The sequence below is a fragment of the Telluria antibiotica genome, from assembly GCF_011682055.1.
Lineage (GTDB): Bacteria > Pseudomonadota > Gammaproteobacteria > Burkholderiales > Burkholderiaceae_D > Telluria > Telluria antibiotica.
This window is the reverse complement of the sequence record NZ_JAAQOM010000002.1, coordinates 444,507-464,936: the sequence shown is the minus strand read 5'-3', so window position 1 is coordinate 464,936 and position 20,430 is coordinate 444,507. Positions and strand designations below refer to the sequence as shown.

At 68.2% G+C, this 20,430-nt stretch carries 18 protein-coding genes; 9 read left to right on the top strand and 9 right to left on the bottom strand.

Features of this window, described 5'->3' with window-relative positions:
* Positions 1–31 precede the first annotated feature (31 nt).
* The 6 genes from HAV22_RS04925 to HAV22_RS04900 all read left to right on the top strand — a co-directional run bounded on the left by HAV22_RS04925 (position 32) and on the right by HAV22_RS04900 (position 10,445).
* Complete coding sequence (locus tag HAV22_RS04925; protein ID WP_166857073.1) at positions 32–2,383, top strand: GH32 C-terminal domain-containing protein; 2,352 nt, start codon at positions 32–34, stop codon at positions 2,381–2,383.
* A 15-nt stretch (positions 2,384–2,398) separates the two neighbouring features.
* Positions 2,399–3,490: an ABC transporter ATP-binding protein gene (locus HAV22_RS04920; protein ID WP_166857071.1), complete on the top strand. Its 1,092-nt coding sequence runs from the start codon at positions 2,399–2,401 to the stop codon at positions 3,488–3,490.
* A complete protein-coding gene (locus tag HAV22_RS04915) occupies positions 3,487–4,446 on the top strand; it encodes a carbohydrate kinase family protein (protein ID WP_166857069.1) in 960 nt (319 codons plus the stop codon). The genes HAV22_RS04920 and HAV22_RS04915 overlap by 4 nt, the downstream gene beginning before the upstream one ends.
* Before the next feature lie 106 nt (positions 4,447–4,552).
* Positions 4,553–7,405, top strand: coding sequence for a TonB-dependent receptor (locus tag HAV22_RS04910; protein ID WP_166857067.1), 2,853 nt, complete (start codon positions 4,553–4,555; stop codon positions 7,403–7,405).
* 89 nt (positions 7,406–7,494) lie between these two features.
* On the top strand, positions 7,495–9,129 hold the full coding sequence (locus HAV22_RS04905; protein ID WP_166857065.1) for a glycoside hydrolase family 32 protein: 1,635 nt from the start codon (positions 7,495–7,497) through the stop codon (positions 9,127–9,129).
* Positions 9,126–10,445 (top strand): sugar porter family MFS transporter, encoded by a 1,320-nt coding sequence (locus HAV22_RS04900; RefSeq protein ID WP_166857063.1) that lies wholly within the window; start codon positions 9,126–9,128, stop codon positions 10,443–10,445. The genes HAV22_RS04905 and HAV22_RS04900 overlap by 4 nt, the downstream gene beginning before the upstream one ends.
* Before the next feature lie 32 nt (positions 10,446–10,477).
* Here the strand turns inward: HAV22_RS04900 and HAV22_RS04895 are convergent, their stop codons facing one another.
* Positions 10,478–10,714 carry a hypothetical protein gene (locus HAV22_RS04895; RefSeq protein WP_166857061.1) on the bottom strand — a complete coding sequence of 79 codons (237 nt, stop codon included), beginning with the start codon at positions 10,712–10,714 and terminating at the stop codon, positions 10,478–10,480.
* A gap of 134 nt (positions 10,715–10,848) precedes the next feature.
* Between HAV22_RS04895 and HAV22_RS04890 the strand changes: the two genes are divergently transcribed.
* Positions 10,849–12,249 (top strand): aminotransferase-like domain-containing protein, encoded by a 1,401-nt coding sequence (locus HAV22_RS04890; RefSeq protein ID WP_208296057.1) that lies wholly within the window; start codon positions 10,849–10,851, stop codon positions 12,247–12,249.
* Positions 12,250–12,274: 25 nt separating this feature from the next.
* On the opposite strand, the gene HAV22_RS04885 is transcribed toward HAV22_RS04890, so the two are convergent.
* Both HAV22_RS04885 and HAV22_RS04880 read right to left on the bottom strand, forming a co-directional pair.
* Positions 12,275–12,634: a cupredoxin domain-containing protein gene (locus tag HAV22_RS04885; RefSeq protein ID WP_166857059.1), complete on the bottom strand. Its 360-nt coding sequence runs from the start codon at positions 12,632–12,634 to the stop codon at positions 12,275–12,277.
* Positions 12,631–13,524, bottom strand: a complete 894-nt coding sequence (locus tag HAV22_RS04880; protein ID WP_166857057.1) for a metallophosphoesterase family protein — start codon at positions 13,522–13,524, stop codon at positions 12,631–12,633. The genes HAV22_RS04885 and HAV22_RS04880 overlap by 4 nt, the downstream gene beginning before the upstream one ends.
* Before the next feature lie 152 nt (positions 13,525–13,676).
* Here HAV22_RS04880 and HAV22_RS04875 point away from each other — a divergent pair, with 152 nt between their 5' ends.
* Together HAV22_RS04875 and HAV22_RS04870 are read left to right on the top strand one after the other, a co-directional pair.
* Entirely contained in the window at positions 13,677–14,213 is a 537-nt protein-coding gene (locus HAV22_RS04875) for a sigma-70 family RNA polymerase sigma factor (RefSeq protein WP_166857055.1), read from the top strand.
* Entirely contained in the window at positions 14,210–14,974 is a 765-nt protein-coding gene (locus tag HAV22_RS04870) for an anti-sigma factor family protein (protein ID WP_308789193.1), read from the top strand. Before HAV22_RS04875 ends, HAV22_RS04870 begins: the two co-directional genes overlap by 4 nt.
* Positions 14,975–14,989: 15 nt before the next feature.
* Here HAV22_RS04870 and HAV22_RS04865 read toward each other — a convergent pair whose 3' ends face one another.
* The 6 genes from HAV22_RS04865 to narH form a co-directional block, all read right to left on the bottom strand.
* Positions 14,990–15,559 carry a hypothetical protein gene (locus tag HAV22_RS04865; RefSeq protein WP_166857053.1) on the bottom strand — a complete coding sequence of 190 codons (570 nt, stop codon included), beginning with the start codon at positions 15,557–15,559 and terminating at the stop codon, positions 14,990–14,992.
* Positions 15,560–15,582: 23 nt separating this feature from the next.
* Positions 15,583–16,419, bottom strand: a complete 837-nt coding sequence (locus tag HAV22_RS04860; protein ID WP_166857051.1) for a universal stress protein — start codon at positions 16,417–16,419, stop codon at positions 15,583–15,585.
* A 329-nt stretch (positions 16,420–16,748) separates the two neighbouring features.
* Positions 16,749–17,495 (bottom strand): peptidylprolyl isomerase, encoded by a 747-nt coding sequence (locus tag HAV22_RS04855; RefSeq protein ID WP_166857048.1) that lies wholly within the window; start codon positions 17,493–17,495, stop codon positions 16,749–16,751.
* 9 nt (positions 17,496–17,504) lie between these two features.
* A complete protein-coding gene (gene narI / locus HAV22_RS04850) occupies positions 17,505–18,188 on the bottom strand; it encodes a respiratory nitrate reductase subunit gamma (protein WP_166857046.1) in 684 nt (227 codons plus the stop codon).
* 10 nt (positions 18,189–18,198) lie between these two features.
* Complete coding sequence (narJ, locus tag HAV22_RS04845) at positions 18,199–18,855, bottom strand: nitrate reductase molybdenum cofactor assembly chaperone (RefSeq protein WP_166857044.1); 657 nt, start codon at positions 18,853–18,855, stop codon at positions 18,199–18,201.
* A 1-nt stretch (position 18,856) separates the two neighbouring features.
* The gene (gene narH, locus HAV22_RS04840) at positions 18,857–20,413 is read right to left on the bottom strand and encodes a nitrate reductase subunit beta (RefSeq protein WP_166857042.1); all 1,557 of its coding nucleotides are present in this window, start codon (positions 20,411–20,413) and stop codon (positions 18,857–18,859) included.
* Positions 20,414–20,430: the final 17 nt, after the last annotated feature.

Genomic DNA, 20,430 nt, shown 5'->3' with positions numbered 1-20,430 from the left:
ACCGGACCGACGACAACGACAAGGAGACACCGTGATTCGCTTCAACCAGACAAGCCGGCGCTGCCGGCGCAGTGCGCCCCCCGCCTTGATGCTGGCGCTGCTCGTGGCGGGCCACGCCGCGGCGGGCACCGACATCGCCGCCTGGACGCTCGACGAGCAGCGCGGCAGCCAGGCCACGGAGGCGGTCTCGGGCCGCCATGACCCCGTCCACTTCGTCTTCGACCATGCGCGTTTCAAACCGGATTCCGACCCGCTGTGGCGTCCGCCCACCGCCTGCATCCGCGGCGGCTGCCTGCTGTTCGACGGGTATTCGACGGACATCACGGCCCCTGGGCTGACGGATGCGCAGGCCGGCGCCGGCTGGACCCTGAGTGCATGGGTGGCGCCGCACGCGTTCGAATGGGGCGACGGCGGCCAGTACTCCGCCTTCCTGAGCCAGTTCGACGAGGCGACGAAGTCCGGCTTCGCGTTCGGCATGTACCGCTTCGGCACCTGGGGCATCAAGCTGGGGTTCGGCGACGCCGTGTTCGACCTGCGCGTCAGCGACCGCAAGCTGCCGAAGGACGCGTGGTCGCACGTGGCGGCCACGTACGATCCGCGCGGACGCGTGGTCCGGCTGTACCTGAACGGCGAGCAGGTGGCGAACGGCACCGGTCCGGCGTCGGGCGTGTTCTCGTTGCCCCCGCAGGCGTTGACGATCGGCCGCTATTCGCAGCCGCGCCTCGTGGCCGGCGTGTTCCAGCTGAATACCTTCCTCGGCCTGATGGACGAGGTCCGCGTCGACGCCGGTGCCGCGACGGGCGAGGGCATCGCCCGCCGCGTGCGCGCCGACCTGGCGGCGCACGGCGGCAAGGCGCCGGCGCTGACGCAGGCCGACGTCACGATCGCCCGCGCCACGTTTGCCGGCGATCGCCATCGCCCGCAGTACCACGCGCTGCCGGATTCCGGCTGGATGAACGAACCGCATGCGCCGTTCTACCAGGACGGCCGCTACCACCTGTTCTTCCAGAAGAATCCGTTCGGCCCCTTCTGGCACCAGATCCATTGGGGACATTGGGTCAGCCCGGACATGGTGCATTGGCGCGAGCTGCCCATCGCGCTGGCGCCGGAAGACGGCACGCTGGCGCCGGACGGCATCTGGTCCGGCAGTGCCACGCATGCGAAGGACGGCACGCCGCTGCTGTTCTTCACAGCCGGGAACGACAAGGCGCCCAGCCCCGAACGCGTGGGCCTCGCACGGCCGTTCGATCCCGCCGATCCGGACCTGCGGCGCTGGACGCCGTACCCGCTGCCGGTGACCGAGCCGCCGCCCGGCCCCGGCCACACGCGCGACTTCCGCGATCCGTTCGTATTCCGCGACGATGCCGGCGACCGCTGGTTCGAGCTCGTCGGGTCGCGGGTGCCGGGCGGCAGTGGCGTCGCGTTCGTCCACGAATCGTCCGATCTCGTCCACTGGCGTTACCGCGGCCCGTTGTTCACGCTCGACGCGCAGCGCCATCCCGGCTTCGAGAGCACCTTCGAACTGCCCGTGCTGCTGCCGATCGGGAAGGGTAGCGACGGCCGTCCGCGCCACGTGTTCCTGACGGACGTGAAGGCGCAGGTGTATTACTGGATCGGCGTGTTCGACAGCGCCACGGCACGCTTCACGCCGGACAGCGACGCTCCGCGCGTGTTCGACCTGGGCGATCACCATTTTTCCGGGCCCAGCGGCTTCGTCGATCCGCGCACCGGGCGCACCATCGTCTTCTCGATCGCGCAGGGCGAACGCAGCGCGCAGGATGACTGGGCCAGCGGCTGGGCCCACAATGCCGGCCTGCCGGTGACGCTCGCGATCGGTCCGGACGACGACTTGCGCCTGGCCCCCATCGACGAGGTCGAGCGCCTGCGCCAGCAGCTGTTGCTGGACGTGGCCGACGCGACGCCCGCCGCCGCCGCGGCCCGGCTGGCCGGGATCGAAGGCGACCTGCTGGAAGTGGAGCTGGAACTCGCGCCGGCTTCCGGCAGCGGGGCGCGCCGGGGGCTGGTCGTACGCAGGACGCCGGACGACGCCGAGCACACGGACCTCGTCGTCGACGCCGCGCGCCGGCGCTTCGAGGTCGACCGTACGCACACGACCCTCGACGCCGGTGCGCGTTCGCACGGCGTGCAGGGCGGCCCGTTCGACCTGCGCGGCGAGCACCTGCGCCTGCGCGTCTTCCTGGACCGCTCGATGGTCGAGGCCTATCTCAACGACCGCAAAAGCATCACGAGCCGCATGTATCCCTCGCGGCCGGACGCGACGGGCCTTGGCCTGATCGCGGCGCCAGCGGACCGTGTCGTGCGGCTGCGCGTATGGCGCATGGGCGCGCTGGACGGCAAGCCGGTCGTGCCGGCGCAACGGTGACGGGGAGGGCGCGCGATGGCATCGATCACGTTGGCCGGTGTGGGCAAGACTTATGCGGGCAAGAGCGACAACCGGATACTGGAGAACATCTCGTTCTCGATCGCGGACGGCGAGTTCGTCGTGCTGGTCGGGCCGTCGGGCTGCGGCAAATCGACGGTGTTGCGCATGATCGCGGGACTGGAAGAGATCAGCGCCGGCGAGATCCGCATCGACGGCGCGCGAGTCAACGAGACGCCGCCGGCGCGGCGCGGGCTGGCGATGGTGTTCCAGAGCTACGCGCTGTACGCGCACATGAGCGTCTTCGAAAACATCGCCTTCGGGTTGCGCCTGGCGCGCGTGCCGAAAAAGGACATCGACGCGTCCGTGCGCACGGTTGCGCGGATGCTCCAGCTCGAGCACCTGCTCGAGCGCAAGCCGCCGCAGTTGTCGGGCGGGCAGCGCCAGCGCGTGGCGATCGGCCGCGCCATCGTGCGCAAGCCGCGCGCCTTCCTGTTCGACGAACCCCTGTCGAACCTGGATGCGGCGCTGCGGGCCGACATGCGTGTCGAGATCGCGCGCCTGCACAAGCAACTGGCCGCGACGATGGTGTACGTGACCCACGACCAGGTCGAGGCGATGACCCTGGCCGACCGCATCGTCGTGCTGGGACCGACCGGCGTGCAGCAGATCGGCACGCCGATGGCGTTGTACGAGCGGCCCGCCAACGTGTTCGTCGCCGGTTTCATCGGCATGCCGAAGATGAATCTCGTCGAGGGCACCGTCGACGCGCAAGGCAGGCTGGCGCTGGGCGACGTGGCGCTGGCCTGGAACGGCGCCGCCGCCGTCGGCAAGGTGATCGTCGGCCTGCGTCCCGAGCACCTCGTGCCGGATGGCGGTGGCCCGATCCGCGGCACCGTCGCCCTCGTCGAGCGGCTCGGCGCGGAATCGCATGTCCATCTCGACGTGCCCGGATTGGCGCGGGCGCTCGTCGTCTCGACCAAGGACGCGCCGCCGGCGCCGGGCAGCGCCTGGGCCGTCGCCCCGGTGGCCGACGCGATCCACGTCTTCGGCACCGATGGTGCGCGGCTGGAAAACAAATCAATCAACAGTGTGATGGAGGAAGCATGATCGTCGTGTGTGGTGAAGCGTTGTTCGATGTGTTCGCGGCGGGCGAGCGGGCGGCGTCCGTCGACCTGTCCGCGTGCCAGGGCGGTTCGCCGTTCAACCTGGCGACCGGGCTGGCACGGCTGGGCGGGAAGGCGTCGTTCTTCGGCGGCCTGTCGCGCGACATGTTCGGGCGCAGGCTGCACGCAGCCCTGGCGGCCGAGGGCGTGGACCTGGCCGCGGCGCCGCGTCCCGACGCGCCGACGGCGCTCGTGATGGTCGGCGTCGACGACCGCGGCGTACCGGTCTACACGTTCTATGGCAGCGGCACGGCGGAGCGCGCGGTCAGCATCGCGGACCTCGCGCGCGTGCCCGCCGACGCGCAGGCCATCCACGTGGGCTCGTACTGCATGGTCGTCGAGCCCGTCGCGTCCAGCCTGCGTGCGCTCGTCGAGCGGCAGCGCGGCCGCAGCCTGATCGTCTACGACCCGAACGTGCGCCTGACGATCGCGCCCGACATTGAGGCGTGGCGCGATTCCGTGCGCTGGATGCAGCGCCGCGCCGACGTGCTGAAGGTCAGCGAGGAAGACATCCACGCGCTGTATCCGGACATGCGCGTCGACACGTTCATCGCCGAGTCGCTGGAAGCGGGCGTGGCGCTCGTCGTCGTGACCTGGGGCGAGCGGGGCGTCGTCGCGGTCACGCGGTCGCAGCTGGCGGTGGAAGTGCCGGCCGTCCCCGTCACGGTCGTCGACACGGTGGGTGCGGGCGACACGTTCCAGGCCGGCCTGCTGGCGTGGCTGCAGCGCGCCGGCAAGCTCACGCGGCGCGCCGTGGAAGGCCTCGTGCAGGACGAACTGGTGGAGGCGTTGCGGTTCGCCGCGCGCGCCGCCGCCATCACGTGTTCGCGCCGCGGCGCGGACCTGCCTTACACGAGCGAGCTGGCCGACGCCGAGGCGCTGGACATGCCGCAACCTTGATCCGTCTAATTTTTTACAAGGAATGACAACGATGGACATCCCGTTCACGAGACGGGCAGCTGGAAAAACGAAGTCAAAGAAGTCAATATCAAACAGGAGATTACCTATGCGCTACTCGCTCACCCCCTATATCGGCCGCTCGGCCGCCCTCGTCATCGCGCTGGCACCCGCCCTCGCGTTCGCCCAGCAGCAGGCCGGCGCCGCGCCGGACCAGCCGCCGGCCGGCACGCAAGCCACGCAGGCCACGCAATCCGCATCCAAGGCCGACGAGCCGAACAACGTCGTCATCGTGACGGGCGTGACCCGGACGACCACGAAGAAAAACGCGACGTTCTCGATCAACACGCTGAGCGCCGACGACATCCAGCGCCTGGCGCCGATGAGTACCGCCGACCTGCTGGGCAACCTGCCGGGCATCTATGCGGAGGGCAGCACGGCCGGCGAGGCCAGCAACAACATCACGGTGCGCGGGCTGCCCGTGGTCGGCGGCTTCCGCTTCGCGCCGCAGCTGATCGACGGCCTGCCGGCGTACGAGGAACCGGAAGCGCCGTTCCTGAACAACGACGTGTTCGTGCGCGACGACCTGATGACGGAAAGCGTGGAGGCCGTGAAGGGTGGCCCGGGCGGCATCCTGTATTCGAACGGCCTCGGTGCGACCATCAACCACATCACCCGCACCGGCGGCGACCATCTCGAAGGCGGTTACAAGGTCGAGTACGCGGATTACGGCTTCCTGCGCCAGGACGCCTTCGTGTCGGGCCCCTTGAGCCGCAACCTGACCGGCGCCGTCGGCGGCTATTACCGCAGGAGCAAGGGGATCCGCGATACGGGCTACACGGCGGACCGCGGCGGCCAGATCCGCGGCAACCTCGTCTACACGAGCGACGACCGCAGGACGACGGCGCGCGTCGACGCCCTCGCCATCAACGACCGGACCGCGTTCTACCAGAACCTCCCGATCTCCGTGCCGCGTCTCGCCCGGACCGGCACGCCGGACCACCCGACCGTGCTCAATCAGGACTCCATCGAACCGCTGGGCATCGACTTCGCGCACGGGACGACGGCGTCGCCCTACAACCGCCGCTTCAACATGATCGGCGAATACGGCACCCGCACCATCGACCAGGCGGACGGCATCCATCCGGACTTCAAGATGTTCACGCTGAAGCTGGGTCACGAGTTCGATTCGGGCCTGAAGCTGACGGCCGGCCTGCGCCACACGGGCGGCAGCAGCGGCTTCAACGCCGTGTTTACGGGGAACGACACGGCGCTGGCTTCGACGTTCCTGAACGCGCGCTTCCAGAACGACGTGATTTCGCCGGCACACGCCGCGGCGCTCAGCTGCAACCTCGGCAACGCCAAGCTGATCGGCTACTTCAAGAGCGGCACCTGCGCCGATTTCGCCAACATCAGCCGCGCCGACTTCGTGGCCAAGTATGCGAAGGGCGTCGGCGTCGCGGGCACCTACCTGAACGACGGTACGCGCGTGGCGCCGACGTCCTACCTGAACTTCCTCATCCCGTTCATCGCCAATACGGACGCGGCCAGCACGATCCTCGACCTGAAGGGCCAGCAGACGTTCAAGGCGGCGGGCACGCACGATCTCACGTTCGGCGTGTACCGCAGCCGTTATACGTACGATCCGAATTTCCAGGCCAGCCTGCTCGTGTCGGAGACGGCAGCGCGCTCGCGCCTGGCCGACCTGACGGTGGTCGATGCGGCCGGCAACCAGGTGGGCCCGTCGCTGACGACGGGCGCCGCGATCCTGCCCGGCTGGTTCGGCTTCGTCAGCGACATCAAGGCCGACGGCCACGCGGCCTACCTGCTCGACCACTGGGAAACGCTGCAGGGCAAGCTGAAGATCGATGGCGGCGTGCGCTGGCAGGACGTGCGCGCGAACGTCAACCGCCGCGACCGCAACGTTTCGACCGACGTCACGCCGGCCGGCGTGGCGGTGGGCTCGACCCAGGATACCGCCGCGGACAACGAGATCCTGTTCCCCGGCCAGCCGAACCTGCTGAACAAGACGTACCACGGCATCGGCTGGTCGCTGGGCGGCAACTACAGCTTCAGCCGGCCGCTCGCCGTGTACGCGCTGGCCTCGTACTCGTTCCGCCTGCCGAGCCTCGAGGACCTCAACAACCTGAGCACGGCGGCTGCCGTGGTGGTCAACGGCAAGCCCGTCGAGCTCAGCGCCGTCGAGCACATCCGGCAGTACGAAACGGGCGTGCGCTATCTGACCCGCGAGTTCGGCGCGTCCGTCGCCCTGTTCTTCAACAAGTTCTCGCCGCGCGGCGCCGTGAACGTGTACAAGGACATCCAGTCGTCCGCGTGTTCCACGGTGGGCGGGGTCACGCAGATCAACTCGTGCCCCGACGTGGCCCAGTTGTACAAGCGCGGCGTGCGCAACGTCGGCACCGAGATCGAGCTGACCTTCCGTCCGCATATGATCGACGGCCTGGAGCTGAAGGGCAGCATCGTGGCGCAGAACCCGAAGATCGAAGGCGCGCGCTACCAGTTCACGCAGGAAGACAAGGACGCGCAGGGCGTGATCACGGGCTACCACTACGTGCAGGTCAGCGAAGACGGCCGCCGTCCACGCCGCCTCGCGAAGATCATGGCCAACGTCCAGCCTTCGTACGACCTGCTGGCGGCGACGGGCATTCCGCTGACCGTGTACGGGCAATACCAGTACGTGGGCGACCGCTTCTCGGAGGCCACCGATACCAACGTGACCTTGCTGCCCGCGTACCACATCATCAACGCGGGCGCGCAGTACCAGATCTCGTCCCGCTGGATGGCCCAGCTCCACGTGGCCAACCTGACGAACCAGCTGTCGTTCACGGAAGGCGATCCTCTGTTCCTCGATCTGCTGTCGCCGGATGGTAGCCGCAACCGGGGTGTCGCGCGACCGCTGTTCGGCCGCACGATCCGCGCCAGCCTCACGTACCGCTTCTGACGCGCCGATCAACCGACGACGAACCTGGGCAGGCCGCCGGCCCGGCCGGCGTGCGCCTGCCCATCTCCGACAACAACAAGGAAACTTCCGTGGCTTTGATATCCCGACTACCTCTCCTGACCATCGGCGCGGCGCTGCTGTCCGCCGGTTGTGCCAGCGGGCCGCACGACCCCGCGCCGGTCCATGACGAACCCTTTCGTCCACAGCTGTCGTTTTCTCCGCAGCGCAACTGGATGAACGACCCGAACGGCCTCGTGTACCACGACGGCGAATACCACCTGTTCTACCAATACAATCCGAACAAGGACACCTGGGGCGACATGTCCTGGGGCCACGCGGTCAGTGCCGACCTGCTGCACTGGACCGAGCTGCCCCTCGCGCTGCCGGTCGAAAAGGACGCCAGGGGCGAGATCACCCAGATGTTCTTTTCCGGCAGCGCGGTCGTCGACCATGCGAATACCAGCGGCTTCGGCCAGCCGGGCAATCCGGCCATGGTCGCCATGTACACGGCCGTGTTCCCGCAGGCGCGCACGCTGAACGGCCAGCAGATTCGCGCGGGGACGCAGGCGCAGTCGCTCGCGGTCAGCCTCGATCGCGGCCGCACATGGACGCAGTACGCCGGCAACCCCGTGATTCCGGCACCGCCGGGGCCCTACGCGGCCGAGTACCGCGAGTTCCGCGATCCGAAGGTGTTCTGGTACGAGCCGGAACACAAGTGGGTATTGGCGACCGTGGTGGCGCAGCAGCACAAGGCCCTGTTCTACAGCTCGCGCGACCTGATCCACTGGGAGTGGACGGGCGAATTCGGCCCGGCCGGCGCGGCCGGCGGCGTGTGGGAATGTCCCGACCTCGTCGAGCTCCCCGTCGACGGCGACCCCGCGCGCCGCCGGTGGGTCCTCATCGTCAGCATCAATCCCGGCGGGCCGGCCGGCGGATCGGGCATGCAGTACTTCGTCGGCGACTTCGACGGCAAGACCTTCACCCGCGACCGCAACGTCGCGTCCGACGACGTCCGATGGCTCGACTACGGCGCCGACTTCTACGCCGGCGTGACGTACAACGATGCGCCGGGCAACCGCCGCCTGCTGGTGGGCTGGATGAACAACTGGCAGTACGCGGGCACCGTACCGACGGCCCCGTGGCGCAGCGCCCAGTCGCTGCCGCGCGAACTGGGCCTGCGCACCCTGGACGGCCAGGTCAAGCTCGTGCAGCAGCCGCTCGCGCAAGTACAGGCACTGCGCAGCGGCCTGCTGTACAGTGTACCGGCGCGCGCCATCGCGCCGGGCGTGCAGGCCGTGTCGCTGAACGGCGCCGCGAACGCGCCGCTGGAAGTGCGGATGCGCCTGCAGCCGGGCACCGCGGCCCGCTCCGGCATCCGCCTGGGGACGGCCGGCACGTCGGCGTACACCGAGATCGGCTACGACGCCGCGCAGCGCGCCGTGTACGTGGACCGCACGCATGCGGGCGATGCGCGTTTTCATCCACAGTTCGCGGCCCGGCATGCGGCGCCCGTCGTCCTGCGTGACGCGGAGCTGCCGCTGCGTATCCTCGTCGACCGCGGCTCGGTGACGGTGTTCGCCGGCGCGGGCGACACGGTGCTGACCGATCAGGTGTTTCCGCCACCGGGGCCGGCCGCGGTCAGCCTGTTCGGCGTGGACGGCGACGCCGCCGTGCGTGACCTCGACGTCTGGTCCTTGAATTCGATCTGGAAGGATGTGCAATGAATACGCTTGTCAAAGGAACGCTGGTCGGTGGCCTGGCGGGATTGTTGTTCGGGTTCGACACGGCGGTCATCGCCGGTACGACGCAAGGACTCACGCAGGCATTCCAGCTCGATCCCGGAGGCCTCGGCATGACGGTGTCGAGCGCGCTGTGGGGCACCTTGCTGGGTGCCCTGTTCGCGGGGCGGCCGGGAGACCGCTTCGGCGCGCGTAACTGCCTGCGCGCCATCGCCGCGCTGTACGTGGTGTCGGCGCTGGGCTGCCTGTTCGCGCCCACCCTTGCGGTGTTGATCGCCGCCAGGGTGCTGGGCGGGATCGCCATCGGCGCGTCGTCGGTGCTGGCGCCGATCTACTTGGCGGAGATCGCACCCGCCCGCCGGCGCGGCATGCTGGTCGGTGCGTTCCAGTTCAACATCGTGCTCGGCATCCTCGTCGCGTACCTGAGCAATTACCTCGTGGGCCTGGCGGCACTGGGCCCCGACGAATGGCGCTGGAAGTTCGGCGTGGCGGGGCTGCCGTCGCTGCTGTTGTTCGGCCTGTTGTTCGTCATTCCCAACAGCCCCCGCTGGCTGGCGGCCAAGGGCAGGGCGGGCGAGGCGGAGCAGGTACTGCGCGACATCGGCGCCGCCGACGTCGCCGGCGAACTGGCCAGCTACGCGCGCGGCCACATGGCCGCCGGTTCGACGCTGTCGTGGCGCCGCTACCGCAAGCCGATGCTGCTGGCGTTCGCGATCGCGGCGTTCAACCAGCTGTCGGGCATCAACGCGATTCTCTACTACGCGAACGACATCTTCGCCGCCGCCGGTTTCGGCAAGATGTCGGCCGACCTGCAATCGGTGATGATCGGCGCGACGAACCTGGCGTTCACGCTGCTGGCGCTGACCGTCATCGACCGCGTGGGACGCAAGACGCTGCTGATGGTGGGGTCGGTCGGGATGGTCGTCGCGCTGGCGGCGACGGCCTGGATCCAGTGGAGCGGCACGCACCGGGACATGCTCCTGTGGGCCCTGATCCTGTTCATCGCGGCGTTCGCGTTCTCGCAGGGCGCCGTGATCTGGGTGTACATCGCCGAGATATTCCCGACCGAGGTGAGGGCGCGCGGCCAGAGCCTGGGTGCGTCGACGCATTGGCTGATGGACGCCATCGTCGCCGGCGTGTTCCCGACGATGGCCGCGCATTCGACCGGACTGCCGTTCGTCCTGTTCGCGCTGGCGATGCTCGCGCAGCTGTTCGTCGTGTCGCGCTACTTCGTCGAGACGAAAGGCACGCGGCTGGAGGATATCGACATCGGCGCGGAGGCGGCGGGGACGGCGGGGTAGCCCGCCTTGCCGCGCACGGGATGCCGGGCGAATCAGGAGAACGACAAGTCCATGCCGAGCGTTCTGCCCAGCGCGAAGGTGACGAACACCAGGCCGACGAGCGCAAGCATGAACACTGCCGTCACCATACCGGCCGCGCGCAGCACCGCGCGCATCTCCCGTACCTTGCCCTTCTTTCCTTGGTCGTAATGCCATTTGACGGCGAAGAACATACCCGTGACCAGCACGAGACCCTTGAACGTACCGAAGACGATGGGAAACCAGTCCATGTTTGTGCGTATTTCCAGGTGATGACTCGACATTGACGATCGTGCGGCCCACCGGCTGGCTGCCATGCGAGGATGGTGTTGCTGCACGTTCTGAGGCATTCTACCCAGAAGCAATTTCCATACATCGAGACAAAATGTCCCAGTTCAAAACCATACAAGATGAACATCTGCCGCTGTGGTTGCCCCGACTGGCCGCGCACCGCGGGCCACGCTTCCTGCAGATTGCGGATGCGTTGCAGGCGGCGGTGGTGGAAGGATTGCTGAAACCGGGGGACCGTCTGCCGCCGCAGCGCCAGTTGGCGGCGCAGCTGGACGTCGACCTGACGACGGTCACGCGCGCCTACGACGAGGCCAGGCGCCGCAACCTGCTGGAAGGCCGCGGCGCCCGGGGGACGTATGTCGCGGCGCCGAAAGTCGAGTTCACGTCGGTCCTGGACCTGAGCATGAACACGCCGCCACCGCCGGACGGCGTGGACTTCGACGACATGTTGCAACAAGGTTTGTCGCAAGTCCTGATGGGGGCGGACAATGACTTGCTGATGACTTACCACCTGGGCGGAGGCAGCGACGCCGACCGCAAGGCCGGCGCCCGATGGCTCGCACCGATGTATGGGCAACTGGACGCTCGGCAGGTCGTTGTCTGTCCGGGGGCGCAGGCGGCGATCGCCGCATCGATTCTCGCGCTGACGCAGCCGGGCGACGTCATCCTGGCGGAGCCGGTGACGTATCCCGGCCTGCGTGCCGCGGCCACGCAGTTCGGCCGGCACGTCATTGCGGTGGCAGCGGACAAGCACGGGATGGTGCCGGACATGCTCGAGGAAGCGTGCCGGCGGCACAAGCCCGGGCTGGTCTATCTCAATCCGACGTTGCAGAATCCGACCACCGTCACCATGCCGGAACGCCGGCGCAAGGAGCTCGCCGGCATCGCGCGGCGCTGCAACGTGCGCATCGTCGAGGACGATCCCTACTGGCTCCTCGCCGAAGCGCCACCACCACCGATTGCCACGTTTGCCCCGGAACGGGTGGTCTACGTCTCGACCTTGTCGAAATGCCTGACGCCCGGCCTGCGCGTCGCGTTCGTGCTCGTGCGCGACTTGCACGAACGCGAGCGTTTCCTGGCCGCGCTCAGGTCATTCGCGCTGATGGTCGCACCTTTGACGGCGGCACTTGCCACGCAGTGGATCCTCGACGGTTCCGCCGACGGATTGCTGGAGGGCGTACGCAAGGAGGCGCGCCTGCGTCACCGGATGGCGCGCGACATCCTGGCGGGGCGGTACGGCGGCGCCGGCGACGGCCTGCATGTATGGATCGAGCTGCCGGCGTATTGGACGTCTGCGCAACTGGCGCGTGCGGCCGAGGGCGAAGGCATCGCGGTCACGCCGGCGGAGGCCTTCGCGACCGGCGCCGGATCCGTGAATGCGATCCGGATTTCCTTGGGCAGCATCAAGGACCGTGGCGGCTTGCGGGCAGGGCTGCAACGGCTGTCTCAGCTGCTTGCGGGACGGCCCGAGTCGTTCAGTGCCGCTGTCGTCTGACCGCCTTGCGGCGCCGATCGGACATTCAGCTGACGACCAGCACACCGCTCATCGTTTCGTGCCCCGAGCCGCAGAAGATGTCGCAACTGAACGCGAACTGGCCGCTCTTGTCGGGCGTGAGCGGAAGCCGCGACGTCGCGCCGGGCATGATGTCGCTGCGTACGCCGAAGTCCGGCAGGTTGAAGCCCATGGGGACGTCCAGCGACGTGAACTCGAAGACGACGGCTTCGCCGCGCGCGACGTGGATGGTGGCGGGTTCGAACACGAAGCGCCGGGCGCGCACCTGGATGACGCGGGGCGGCGTCGCCAGCGCCGGCGCCAGCATGCCGCAGGCGCCGGCCGCCGCGGCGACGAGGAGCAGGCGCCTGCGTACGTCGGGGGTCATGATGCACCTCGCGTGACGGGCAGTTCCTGCAGCGCATAGTCCTCGCCGCGATGCCGCGCCTCGACCTCGCGGTAGCCGAGGCCCCGGTACGGATGCGCGTCGTCCCACGGGACGGGCGTGCGCTTCGGTTGCGATCCCGGCGCGGGCAGCGGAAAGATCAACGAGCGCGCCGCGTGGTGCGCGATATGGCCCGTCATATGGTGGTTTTCCTGGTGGATGTGGCCGTAGAAGACCGTGACGTGCGGATGCGGCATCAAGAGGTCGACTGCCGCCGCGCCATCGCGCGTCGCCCAATCCCATTGCGGATACAGGTCGAACAGCGGACGGTGGGTGAACACGACGATCGGGCGCGCGGGGGCGGTCTTGGCGAGGTCCGCGGCGAGCCACGCGAGCTGCGCGTCGCCGATCTTCCCCGCGGGGTCCGATACGTTGTCCAGCACGATGAAATGCACGCCCTTGTGGTCGAAGGTGTAGTGCGTGCTGCCGAAGAATTCCTGGAACGCCGCGCCGTGGTCGAGCGACGCGTCGTGTTCGCCCGGCATGAAACGGACGTCCCGCACGCGCAGGCCGGCCACGATGGTCTTGAATTCGCCCATCCGCCGGCGCCGCTCGGCCGGGTCGTCCGTCGTGTGCGTGAGGTCGCCCGTGAAGACGATGAAATCGGGCGGCGGCTCGAGCGCGTTCACGGCCGCCACCGCCTTCGGCAGGGTGCCCCGTGCGTCCGGGTTCGGCGGCCCCTCGAAGCCCCAGTGGGCGTCGGAGAGCTGGACGAAATAAAAGTCCGGGTTCGTGCCCGGTACGCTCGCGCAGCCCGCGAGGCCCGATGCGCATGCCACGCCGGCCAGTCCGGCAAGGCCGAGGAAAGTGCGCCTGTCGATAGTCTGCTTCATGATCCCGCCTCCATGTGTCACGATCACGCGATCGTTGGCGTGTATACCGCGGCGGCCCGTCGTTTATTCCCTCGTCGGGATAAACTTCCGCGGATCGGGAATAAAATCGGGGCTGCCGCAGTCTCTACGGAATGGAAACCGGAAGGATGGGTATGGCCGTGCCGACGCCGGAAGAGCGATTTCGAGAAGTGATCCTGCCCCACCTGAACTCGGCGTTCAACCTCGCCTGCTGGTTGACGCGCAACCGTCCGGACGCGCAGGACCTCGTGCAGGAGGCCATGCTGCGGGCATTCCGTTTTTTTGCCGGGTTTCGCGGCGGGGACGGGCGCGTATGGCTGCTGTGCATCGTGCGCAACACGTTTTACACGGGGTGCCGCGCGGACGGAGCGCGGCCGAAGACCGAGTTCGACGAGGCGCTGCACAGCGTCGACGGCGGCGATGCCCAGCCGGACCGCGTGCACGAGAGTCCGGAAGCGCTGCTGATGCACAAGGATTGCGACCGGATCGTGCACGCGGCCCTCGCGGCGCTGCCGCTGGAATTCCGCGAAGTGGTCGTGCTGCGCGACCTGGAGGAATTGTCGTACAAGGAGATCGCGGCCATCGTCGATATTCCGATCGGCACGGTGATGTCGCGGCTGGGACGCGGCCGCAAGCTGCTGGCGCAGCGCCTGGGCGCGGAGGGGGCATGATGGATCACGACGAGATTCGGCAACTGTTGCCCGCCTATGTCGACCGGGAACTCGGCATCGTCGACGCGCTCGCGGTGGAGCGCCACCTGCGCGCGTGCGACGCGTGCCGCCGCGAGATCGCTGCGCAGCACGCCGTCAGCGACCGTGTTCGCGCGGGATCCGCGTACGTCGATGCGCCCGCCGCGCTGCGCACGCGCATCCTCGCCTCCTTGCCGGATGGGCAGCCGCCCCGTGCCCGCCGGGCCGTGTGGCAGGTCTGGTGGCCGCGCGCGATGACGGCGCTCGCGGCGTCGCTGGCGCTGGGGTGGGGCGTCAGCGCGATGCGCGCGCCGTCGGCCGGCCAGGCCCTGACGGGGGAACTGGTGGCGAACCACGTGCGTTCGCTGCAGGTCGACCATCTGGCGGACGTCGCATCGACCGACCAGCATACCGTGAAGCCGTGGTTCCTGGGTAAGCTGGACTTCGCGCCGCCCGTGATCGACACGGCGCGGCAGGGGTTTCCGCTGGTGGGTGGGCGCCTCGATTACCTGGACGGGCGCAATGTCGCGGTCCTCGTCTATCGCCGCAATCGGCATCCGATCAACTTGTACGTCTGGCCCGGCGCCGGCAGGCCGGCGGCACCCGCGGCGGCGCAGGCGCAGGGCTATCGCCTCGTGCGGTGGAGCGATGGGACGATGAATTACGCGGCAGTCTCGGACGTGGCCGGGAGCGATCTGGCGCAGTTCGTCGAGGCCGTGCGCGCCCAAACCGTGCAACGGTAAGCCGGCGTAATGCGCTCACAACTGGTGTCGCGCGCCGCCGGCGGCGCGTTGCCGCCGGCCGGACCGCACCGGCCGCCAGCGCAGCCGCACGACGGCCAGCGCATTCCCCAGGCGCTGCATCAGCAGGATGCCGTCCAGGGCCGCCACCGCTTGCCGGCCCGCCTCGATGCAGCCTTGTTCGACGAGCGGCGCGACCTGCCGCAGCGCCCACAGGATGACGGCGTTCTCGGCGCACCTTTCCGGCAGGCGGGGATAGCGGAAGCGCTCCAGGATGAATTCCTCGCGCTGGAAAACGACGTCGACGGCCATCACCAGGGCGGGAAATGCGCGTGTGAATTCGCGGTCGCCGCTGCCGGCAAGATGCCTGAGGCGGCTGGCGAGTGTCCGGCGAATGCGCCCCGGCACCGCCGAGGCAGGCTGGGCGTGGCGTTGGTGCGCGGATGACGTCATGGTGCCCTCGGGACGTTGTCGTTGCAGGCCAGTGTCCGCGTATGCCGCGCGGAAATCCTTGATGGCGATCAAAAACACCCAAGTCACGCCGGACATGACGCCGGTTCGCGTGGCGACGCCGCCGACCGCCAGCACGACGCTCCTGGGCGGCCCGGCCGTCAGTGCGCGAGCAGCAGGGGAATCGGCGTGCGCTCCAGCAGTTCGCGGGTCACGCCGCCCAGGACCCACTCGCGGTAGCGGCTGTGCCCGTAGGCGCCCGTCACCAGCAGGCCGGCGCCCGTCGTGCGCGCCAGCGACAGCAGGGCGTCGCCATGGGTCGCGCGGGTACGCTCGACGACGACGTCGACCTGCACGCCGTGGCGCGCCAGGTACAGTGCCATGTCCGCTCCGGGTTCCTCGCCGTGCAGTTCGGACAGCGTGTCGGGATTGACCAGCACGAGCTTGACGCTCGCCGCGCGCTGCAGCAGGGGCATGGCGCCGCCGATCGCGCGGATGGCCTGCATGCTGCCGTCCCAGCCGATCACGGCGGTGCCGGGAATGGGCGCACCGGCGTAGGCTTCGGGCACGACGAGCACGGGCCGCGCGCCGTGCAGCGCGACCTGTTCCGGCAGGCCGCGCACGGGCGCGTCTATGCCGGCGCCCGGGTCCTGGCTGAGCACCGTCAGGTCGGCGTAGCGCGACTGCAGCAGCAGCGCGTAGCGGGGTTCGTCTTCGACGAGGCGCAGTTCGACGGAAGGCAGGCCCAGGCGGCCCGCGTCGACGGCGAACGCGTCGAGACAGGCGCTGGCAGCATCGCGCAGGGCCTGGAAATCGGCGGCCGGCATGGCCGGTGCCCCCATATTGCCCGCCAGCACGGCGAATGCGCGCCACGACGTGCCGGTCGTGGCGCTGCCGATGACGTGCGCGCCGTGATCCTCGGCGAGCCGGGCCGCGGCGCGCAGGCGGGCATGCTGGAGGGGGCTGCCGTCGACGTGGACGACGATGGTCTTGTACATGGTCTGGTCCTTTCAGGCATGTTGATCGATGGCGGATAACGCCTTCGATGTCACTGTATGCCTGTCCTGCGCCGATGTCCGCAGCCCGGTTGATGCAGATCAAAAATACCTGAGTTATTGGCGTCTCTCGCGAATGTTCGACGGACCGATGGTGCTGAGTTTCGCGGGCACCTGTCTCACCGCCGAGGACGACCATTGGCGGCGCGTGCACGTCACGTTCGGCTACGTGATGGCGGGGCTCGTCGCGTGTGGCGGCGCCCGGCGGCAATCTGCCCGGCGCACACGGTGTCGATGTCGCACACGGATCCGGCGCGCCGGCCCTGACGGGCTTACTGCACGAGGGGCGACGCAGCTCCGTCGAGCACGACGCCTTCGATGCGGGCGCGTCCCACGAGGATCTGCAGGTATTGATGGATGCCCCGCTGCAGCGCGGCCGAGGCGAGCCACGCCGCGATCTGCGGTTTCACCAGCTCGAACGGCAGCAGCGAACCATCCAGGCGGCGCAGCACTTGCACGATGTGCAGGCCGAAGCGCGTCTCGATGGGGCGCGGCGCGAACTCGTTCTCGCCGAGGCGGAACAGCACGTCGTCGAATTCCGGCACGCAGTCGCCCCGGTTCAGCTGCCCGAGGCTTCCGCCCACCGCGCTGGACGGGCAGTTCGAATACTGCGCCGCCAGCTCGCCGAAGCGCTCCGGCGCGGCCTGCAGCGCCGCGAGGATGCCGTCCGCCGTCTCGCGCACGAGGTCCAGCGGCACGGTCGGCGTCACCTGGAACAGGATGTGGCGCGCCTCGACCATCGCGCCGCGCGTGAACTTGTCCGGATGGTTGCGGTAGTACGCGAGGCAGGCCGCCTCGTCGGCTTCCGGGACGCTGACCTCCTGCGTCAGCAGTGCCTCGATGCGCGCATCGTCGTCGCTACCCTCGATGCCGAGGCGGTCCGCCTCCTGCCGCAGCACCGTGCGCAGCACGACTTCGTGCACGGCCTGCTTCATGGGGTTGGCGGCGCTTTGGTGGTGAGCCAGTTCCTGTTCGATCTGGCGGTCGTCGATGTCGACGCCGTTGACGGCGAGTCCCATGATGGCTCCTTAGCGCGGGCGGACCAGCTGGAAAGCGCGTCCCAGGTAGGTGACGGCTCCGAAACCGCTCCAGATGTGGACGAGGCGGGTGAACGGGAAGATGACGAACAGCGACATCCCCATGAACAGGTGCAGCTTGAACACGAGCGGCGCGTCGAGGATGAAGCCGGCGGCGTCGCCGCGGAAGGTCACGATGTGCTGGGCCCACGTCATCAACAGGACCATCACGTGGCCGTCGAGGTGACCCGCCGACACGAAGATCGAGGACAGGCCCACCAGCAGGGTGCCCAGGATCCACAGCAGCACGATCTTGTCCTTGAACGTCGTTGCCGTGCGCAGGCGGGTGTTGCCGAGGCGGCGCGCGAGCAGCAGCAGGATGCCGGCGAGGCACAAGGTGCCCATCACCCCGCCGGCGGCCATCGCGAACAGCTGCTTGGCGCCGTGCGTGACACCGAGCGCGTCCCACACCCACACGGGCGTCAGCAGGCCGACGGCGTGGCCGCCGAGCAGACCGATGATCCCGATGTGGAACAGGATGCTGCCCAGGCGCAGCTGGCCCGTGTGCAGCACTTGCGTGGACTCGGAGCGCCAGGTGTATTGCTCGCGGTCGAAGCGGATCAGGCTCCCGAGCAGGAAGATCGCGAGCGCGATGTACGGGTAGATCCCGAACAGGAATTGGTTCACGTAGTTCATGCTGTCTCCTTCAGTGCGTTGCGACGGTGGCGGGCCGCGTGCCGCGCGGGTAAAAATTGATCGGCTGCAGGCCGGGCGCCTGCGCCTTGAGCAGCGGCTCGACGCCGTCGGCGCCGGGCCCGAACGTTTCCAGCGCCTCGTCCATGTCCTTGATCGGCGGCTCGGACAATTCCTCGGCCGCCACCGGCGACAACGCTTCCAGCACCGTGAACACGCAGGCATACGGACTGCCGTTCGCGGCCAGTTTGCGGCCGATGTGGGCCAGCACGTGGACGGCGTCGCCCAGCAGGCGTCCGGCTTCCACCTCATCGTCCAGCTGCGACAGGAACTCGAGGAACAGCGGCACGAAGTCCGGCAGCTCGTCCCCCTGCATCTGCAGGCCGTGTTTCTTGTACTCTTCCATCAGGTCGACCATGGCCTGGCCGCGGCCGCGCGATTCGCCGTGGATGTGCTCGAACAAATGCAGCGAGTGCGACGGCGTGCGGTCGAACGTCTGCACGTATTCCTGCTGCAAGGTGATCAGGTCGTTCTCGGCCAGGTGGATCAGCAGCGGCGCCACGCGGACGCGCATCTGGGGAATCAGGCCCGCTTCCAGCTCGGGGAGAGCGGCGACGAGGTCGCCCTCCGGATACAGCAGCAGGGTGGACAGGATGCGGTAGTGGATCATCTCAAGCTCCTTCCGTTTCTTGCTTCTTGCGCGACTTCGGCATCGAGACGAAGATCGTCGACCCTTGCTTCTTCTTGCCGAACAGGGAGGCATCGCTCGTGCCGTCCGAGCAGCCGTTCCCGAACGAGAAGCCGCACGAACCCTTCTCGTTGAAGCTGTCCTCGGCCATCTCCTTGTGGCTGTTGGGGATGACGAAGCGGTCTTCGTAGTTCGCGATGGCCATGATGTGGTACATGTCTTCCACGACGGCCTTCGTGAGGCCGACCTGCTTCAGCACCGTCAGGTTCTCAGTCCTGTCGACCGACTTGCCACGCATGTACGCGCGCATTGCGAGCATGCGGTCCAGCGCGTGCACGACCGGCGCTTCCTTGCCCGCCGTGAGCAGGTTCGCCAGGTAGCGCACGGGGATGCGCAGGCTCTGCGTGTCCGGCAGGATGCCGTTCATGCCCATCTTGCCGCTCTCCGCCGCGGCCTGGATCGGCGACAGCGGCGGGATGTACCAGACCATCGGGAGTGTCCGGTATTCCGGGTGCAGCGGGAAGGCGATCTTCCATTCGACGGCCATCTTGTACACGGGCGAGCGCTTCGCGGATTCGAGCCACGCGTCCGGGATGCCCTGGCGCCGTGCTTCCGCGATCACTTCCGGGTCGTGCGGATCGAGGAACAGGCCGAGCTGCGCCTCGTACAGGTCCTGTTCGTCGGCGACCGAGGCGGCGGCTTCGATCTTGTCGGCGTCGTACAGCAGCACGCCCAGGTAGCGGATGCGGCCCACGCAGGTTTCCGAGCACACGGTCGGCTGGCCGGCCTCGATGCGCGGGTAGCAGAACGTGCACTTCTCTGCTTTTCCGGAAGACCAGTTGTAGTAGATCTTCTTGTACGGGCAGCCGGAGATGCACATGCGCCAGCCGCGGCACTTGTCCTGGTCGATCAGCACGATGCCGTCGTCCTCGCGCTTGTACACGGAACCGGACGGGCACGACGCGACGCAGGTCGGGTTCAGGCAGTGCTCGCACAGGCGCGGCAGGTACATCATGAAGGTTTTCTCGAACGTCGAGTACATCTCCTTCTGCACGTTGTCGAACAGTTTGTCCTTGCTGCGCTTGGCGAATTCGCCGCCCAGGTCGTCCTCCCAGTTCGGGCCCCATTCGATCTTGTCCATCTTCTTGCCCGTGAGGACGGAGACGGGGCGGGCCGTCGGCGGTGTCTCGGACAGCGGCGCGTTCTGCAGGCGCTCGTAGTCGTACGTGAACGGCTCGTAGTACTCGTCGATCTGCGGCAGGTTCGGGTTGGCGAAGATGTTTGCCAGGATCTTCAAACGGCTGCCCTGGCGCGGTTCGATCTTGCCGTCCGCCTTGCGTTTCCAGCCGCCGTTCCACTTGTCCTGGTTTTCCCATTCCTTCGGGTAGCCGATGCCGGGCTTCGTCTCGACGTTGTTGAACCACGCGTATTCCACGCCGTCGCGGCTCGTCCACACGTTCTTGCACGTCACCGAACAGGTATGGCAGCCGATGCATTTGTCCAGGTTCAGCACCATGCCGATCTGTGCTCTGATTTTCATGTTTGACCTCGTTGTTC